This is a genomic window from Geminicoccus flavidas, from assembly GCF_009806515.1.
Classification (GTDB): Bacteria; Pseudomonadota; Alphaproteobacteria; order Geminicoccales; family Geminicoccaceae; genus Geminicoccus; species Geminicoccus flavidus.
Map to the genome: position 1 here is coordinate 1 of NZ_WUJP01001111.1, position 1,774 is coordinate 1,774.

The following is a 1,774-nucleotide window of genomic DNA, read 5'->3' on the forward strand; positions in this document are numbered from 1 at the left end:
CAAGGGCTTTCCCGAGGCGATCCTGGCCGTGTTCCCCGAGGCGACCGTCCAGACCTGCATCGTCCATCTGCTCCGCCACAGCCTGGACTTCGTCTCGTACAAGGACCGCAAGGCCGTGGCTGCGACACTGAAGGACATCTATCGGGCGGTTGACGCTACCGCCGGCGAAGCGGCGCTTGCCGCCTTTGACGCGGGCTCCTGGGGTCGCCGCTACCCCGCGATCGGCCAGAGCTGGCGGCGTGCGTGGAGTGAGGTGGTACCGATCTACGCCTTCCCCAGCGACGTCCGCCGGATCTTGTACACGACGAATGCTATAGAAGCCCTGAATGCCAAGCTGCGTCGGGCCGTCCGCGCCAGGGGGCACTTCCCGACCGACGAGGCAGCCATGAAGCTCCTATTCCTGGTCTTGAACCGCACCGAGCGGGCGTGGAAGATGCCACCCCGCGAGTGGTGCATGGCCAAGGCTCAGTTCGCTGTCCTGTTCGGCGAGCGCTTCACTAGAGCCATGGCCTGATCGTGGATAGGCGCCCGCCCTACACGAAATTCCTGACAGTCCCCTTGTTGCCGCACCTCATCCGAATTCGCGGCCGATCGGGATCTTCCGCTGCGTCGAGCGGTGCCGCCCAAGAACCCGGCAGGCCAGACGCTCCGACACGCCGAGCTTGTCCATCACGCTCTCGACGCAACGACGACGGCGGGCGGGGCTCAGAAGTTTTCCCTGGCGGCCTCCGTCAAGATCAGCTTCTCGAGCGTCAGGTCCGACACCGCCCTCCGCAGACGCTCATTCTCCTTCTCCAGATCCTTCAGGCGCTTGACCTGTTCGGACTTCAGGCCACCGAACTCCTTCCGCTAACGGTAGTAGGCGAACGAGGTCACGCCGATTAACCGGATCGCTTCCGCGACCGGCTGCCCTTGCGACACCAACACGTCCACCTGCCGCAGCTTCGCGACGATCTCTTCAGGCTTGTGCTTCTTCCGCGCTATCATCGTACTCAAGGCTCAACGGTGAACCTTCTCCGTCAGATTAGCATGATCAGATTGCTCCCATATAAACTTACACTTCTTGAAGTTTTTATCTTTAGATAGGCCAACCTCAAAATCGTTTAATGATTGCTTTGTTTTGTATTGTTTCTTGATTGTGTTTCTTTATTATTTAATATCAGACGAACACAAATGTCGGCCGATGATCGTGATCACCATGGCCCTAGCGCATCATCTGTGCGATGATGCGCCATGGTAAAGATCAAAGCAGACCTTGAGCAATTCCAAGTCCAGATGGACACCGCCCTTGATCAATGGGAAGGAGAAGGTGGAGCGCAAGCTTGGCCGTGGACCCCTAGGTACAAAGGCGGGGCTCCAAGCGACAGGGAGCGTCAAGTTCTGGAGTACCTTGGCGCAGCAGTAGTCAGCGGATGGAATGAACTTCCTATCAACATTCAACGTACTATCTTCCAGCACGCCACCGCCAACAAAGTCTCTGATACAGCTCGACTGCGAGAGAAGATCGCTCGCTTCTTGCATGATCATAAAGACGATCCGCGTAATCGATAAGCCGTCCTCTTAACCTCCTTGTCTTGCGGTCTGGGCTGGTCCAGGCTGCAGATTGGTAGGAACGACCATGGCCGAAGCGGCGAAGGTGGTGGCCAAGGACGCCAATGAGAAGCTGGCGCATCGGCGACTGACGATACTGGAATTGGCCGAGCGGCTAGGTTTTGTCGCCAAAGCTGCGCAGCCAGACCATGAGTGAGGCAATCTGGACGAAGGCGAGGTAGTG

Annotated in this window: 3 protein-coding genes and 1 pseudogene; 3 read left to right on the forward strand and 1 reads right to left on the reverse strand. The window is 58.2% G+C overall.

The annotated features are described in order from the left end of the window. The coding region (locus tag EQG76_RS31280) for a transposase (RefSeq protein WP_200841288.1) at positions 1-514 on the forward strand (514 nt) is incomplete at its 5' end. Between the two features lie 66 nt (positions 515-580). Here EQG76_RS31280 and EQG76_RS31285 read toward each other — a convergent pair. Further along, positions 581-984: pseudogene (locus EQG76_RS31285) on the reverse strand (transposase); the annotation flags it as partial. A gap of 249 nt (positions 985-1,233) precedes the next feature. Here EQG76_RS31285 and EQG76_RS31290 point away from each other — a divergent pair. Then, the gene (locus tag EQG76_RS31290; RefSeq protein ID WP_159719111.1) at positions 1,234-1,551 is read left to right on the forward strand and encodes a hypothetical protein; all 318 of its coding nucleotides are present in this window, start codon (positions 1,234-1,236) and stop codon (positions 1,549-1,551) included. 67 nt (positions 1,552-1,618) lie between these two features. Next, positions 1,619-1,747 carry a hypothetical protein gene (locus EQG76_RS32940; protein WP_255476616.1) on the forward strand — a complete coding sequence of 43 codons (129 nt, stop codon included), beginning with the start codon at positions 1,619-1,621 and terminating at the stop codon, positions 1,745-1,747. The last annotated feature ends 27 nt before the right edge of the window (positions 1,748-1,774 follow it).